The sequence below is a fragment of the Pseudoalteromonas fuliginea genome (assembly GCF_000690055.1).
Taxonomy (GTDB): Bacteria; Pseudomonadota; Gammaproteobacteria; order Enterobacterales; family Alteromonadaceae; genus Pseudoalteromonas; species Pseudoalteromonas fuliginea.
In genome coordinates, this window is the sequence record NZ_JJNZ01000149.1 from 1 (window position 1) to 3,594 (window position 3,594).

The following is a 3,594-nucleotide window of genomic DNA, read 5'->3' on the forward strand; positions in this document are numbered from 1 at the left end:
ACTTAGGCTTCAACAAAGTAGTAGCCGCCAATCCACGTAATGCAAGTGCGGCTGATATTTCGTTTGCGGCAAACCAGGGGTAAAAAAGGACAGACACATATTTTTGTCAGAAAATTTTGCGCTTCTCCCATCGTGGGTAACCGTATCATTATTTTTTTGCGCACTGTTAGTGTTAGTTACAGCACTTAGAATTCAGTTGCTTGGCAGGAATATTAGGTATAAAAGGCAAATCGAGGTCGACATTTTGTTTAATAACGTGTTTTTTAAACAAACCAATGAAGATACAACTGTTCAACCTGCGCCTTTGTACCATTTTACATCGTTGCTGGCAGCTTGCTGCTTTAACCGTTGTTTGCTGCCTACAAAATTTGAGTACTGCTGCCTGAAACATTGAATTGATTCAAGCCATTGCGCTTCTTCTATATTCAACGTTAGGAGCACTTTTGGTATGCTTTTGTTGATATGCCCTTTTTTCTTTGGATCTATCTGGCGGCCACTCCAGTCGACTAATTCAATGTAATCCAGTAAGGCAAAGGGGATCGTGCCTTTAATATGATTACTACCAAATAGCTTTAGCTGTGTTGGTTGACTTTCATGTTGAACAATATCTTTTTGTTTGAGGGGTTTATTTGCTTTGACCGTGTCTGTGGTAAAGGCTTTGAAATGCGCTATACGCTCTTGAATTGAGGTAAAATCACTGTCTTCAAGCGTATCGGCTACATTTGCTCTGATAGGATTCAAATCAACGTAGGCCATGCAACTGAGTACTGCTGTTTGATCTAATAATGCCTGTGACTTATAGCGCCCTTCCCAGTACTTGCCCGTGCAGTTATCTTCCTTATTGGCCTCGCGGGCAATGTACTCATTAAGATTTTTCATATACCAGCTGATGTCATAAAGCCTTGCGCGCCATTTAGCGATGATCTCATTGAAAAAGAGCAAGCTCGGCTTATCTAACTGCTCACCATTTAAATGGCGGTCGACTAAAACATGGCCGTTATAAAGTTGATACCAGCGTTCAATTACTTCATCTTCAGACCAATCTAGTGCTTGACGTCTATTGACGTTCACAACAAGGTGGTAGTGATTGCTCATTATCGCGTAAGCAGCAATTTCTATGGCGAACACGCTACTTAATAACTTAATTCGCTCTACTAACCACGCCCTACGGTGATCAAAGTTTTTACCTGTGTATTTATCATCACCACACAAGAATGCGCGTCTCACGCATCGTGAGATTAAGTGATAATAAGATGTGGACGCTAAATCAATCAGCTTTTTTCTTGCGCGAGTCATAAAATATCAACCTTAGTTGAACTGTATGTAATAACAGTAGTTGATACTATGATTTTTGCAAAAAAACTTGTGCCTGTCCTTTCTTTGCTCTGCCGCTGGCCGTAAGCCAATTGGCGGCTCTATTTACGGTGCAACTAAATGGTTTGCTTATGGCTTTGGGCAAAACTTAGCTGAGGAAATGAGCCAGTGGAACGGACGCTGCACAACCATAGCACCAGGGATGGTAAACACCCCGTTTTTTGATGAAGCTAAACCCGACAAACTCGACCCGCAAGATGTAGCCGACGCGGTATTGTTTGCTATTGAAGCAAACCAGCGCAACAGCGTACGCGAGATTTATTTAATGCCGACTAATTAACGTTGGCTGGGGAGTTTGACTGTCAGGTTTAATGCTAATGGTGTTAAACCTGATGGTTGTTTGTACTAAATAACGGCAAGATAGAATGAAGTAAAAGTATTACGCACTTATAGGTCTTGTTGTATTTTATTTACTGCGAACTTTGTCTTTGAAAAAGTTTTCAACATGCTCAACTGCATGTTTAATCTTTAATGAAAACTCATCATCCTCAGATGTATAATAAACGACTTTATCATTCTCTATTTTCCGCTTTGCACTATTATCTACTGTTGCACCTGGACCTGCATAAGCCCCCTTCATCCAGAAATGGAGCCAAATACCACCTCTTAATTTACCGATGATATCTCGTAATCCATTAAAACTATCTGCAGCAGAAATATCCCAAATAACTTTTGATTCAAGCTTGATAGTTTGAAGTTCAGCCCATTTATTCTCTAAAGTGGCAAAGCGATCTGAGTATATCTTTTGTTCCGCTGCTAATTGGCGACCAGCTTCAACTTCGTCTTTTGGGAGATGTAGCATTGGGTTTCGTACACCTTGGATGGCTTGTTCAACTTCATATGTTAGTAGTATAGCTTTTTTCGCTACCTCATATTCACTTGTGCCTTTTAATTGCCTTCGCCAAGTGTTTAAACCGATAACTCCAATAATAATCGCTGATACAGTACCAATAATAGCGAAAACATCCTTGGTTATAGCCCAGTCAATTTTTGAAATAGTTAAACAGATACTCACGAACTCTCCATAAAAGCTAATGCCCTATTAACAAGCGAAAAATATGTTAGCTAAAAAAAGCGTATAAGGAGCAAAAGCCAACTTTTTTTGCCATTGTTTAACAGCTTTTTAGGTAAATTATTTTGACCAAAACTCAGTTGCTACTAGTTCATGATGCTTCATTGAATACACGCTATCAAGGTGAGATTTAGTAAACAGACTATAAATAGGGAATATAATATCATGCGATTGTTCAACGATATCTCTTGCATCAGAATATACTAACCCGAAGTCACTCGCATCAAAGACCTTACGTCCAGTCTCTTTTGTAGACGAAAACTCTTTATGTGAGATCATTTTATTTCGTGCATTATTTACCCTAATACCAACTTCAGATTCCTTTAGATTTTGAAAATTAGTTTTAACTTTATCTAAAATCTCATCAAATGCTTTAGCTTTTAATTTTGTACTTTCAAGTCTAATATGTTCTATTGAACCTTCTGACAACGTACCGTCACATGTGTATATTTCTTCATTGCTTGTATCACAAAACCATTCTTTCAGCTTTGTAATAAAAGCTTCATCGTTTAAGCATTCAACCATATTACGAACACTTGCTACTCTTTTTTGGCTATCAAATAGAATCGCACGCATTTCCGATAGGACATGCATATAAAGTGAAAAACGAAGACTATTTACACCACTCATTGCATACGAATCTTTCCAGCGAGACAGCAATTCAGGATTATCCAGCAGATGCCCTAGCAATTTTTGATTCTGATCGGCTAAGAAATATGTATTCACAATACTTGATATAATCATCTTATTTTTTTCAATACGTTTACGGATAACACTCATATGACTTATTTCCCAAGTAATTTAGTCTACGACATTTTTCGTTTTACAAACCGACAAATGACTATATATTACAATGATTTATCCTAGCTATAAAATAAACAACTGTAAACAGTTAGTTCAGTCTCAACTTTTCTAAATGTAGCAAAACCCCAAAATGGTGTAGATCAGTAATATCAGACAAATTGTTGTTTAGTTATACCTGTTGATTATTAATTAACAGGTTATATTTTAAATACCTGTGTTTAAACTAATAACGCGTTCACTCTATAATTATTAAACTCGTAACTCGTTATTGCTTATAAAATTAGTTAAAAATCACAATCTACTTCTATTGAATCCTTATTAATTTTACTTCATATTAAATATTC

3 protein-coding genes and 1 pseudogene are annotated in these 3,594 nt (G+C 37.2%); 1 reads left to right on the forward strand and 3 read right to left on the reverse strand.

Annotation, left to right across the window (positions count from 1 at the left end):
• Positions 1-291 precede the first annotated feature (291 nt).
• Entirely contained in the window at positions 292-1,296 is a 1,005-nt protein-coding gene (locus DC53_RS00305) for a transposase (RefSeq protein ID WP_239462886.1), read from the reverse strand.
• 88 nt (positions 1,297-1,384) lie between these two features.
• Between DC53_RS00305 and DC53_RS00300 the strand changes: the two are divergent.
• Positions 1,385-1,654 (forward strand): annotated as a pseudogene (locus DC53_RS00300) (SDR family oxidoreductase); the annotation flags it as partial.
• A gap of 126 nt (positions 1,655-1,780) precedes the next feature.
• Here DC53_RS00300 and DC53_RS00295 read toward each other — a convergent pair.
• The gene (locus DC53_RS00295) at positions 1,781-2,389 is read right to left on the reverse strand and encodes a hypothetical protein (RefSeq protein ID WP_033032397.1); all 609 of its coding nucleotides are present in this window, start codon (positions 2,387-2,389) and stop codon (positions 1,781-1,783) included.
• A gap of 117 nt (positions 2,390-2,506) precedes the next feature.
• Positions 2,507-3,226 (reverse strand): AbiU2 domain-containing protein, encoded by a 720-nt coding sequence (locus DC53_RS00290; protein WP_033032399.1) that lies wholly within the window; start codon positions 3,224-3,226, stop codon positions 2,507-2,509.
• Positions 3,227-3,594 lie beyond the last annotated feature (368 nt).

Coding starts and splice junctions, on each gene's coding strand:
- DC53_RS00305 (WP_239462886.1), bottom strand. CDS start 1,296: ATGACTCGCGCAAGAAAAAAGCTGATTGATTTAGCGTCCACATCTTAT.
- DC53_RS00290 (WP_033032399.1), bottom strand. CDS start 3,226: ATGAGTGTTATCCGTAAACGTATTGAAAAAAATAAGATGATTATATCA.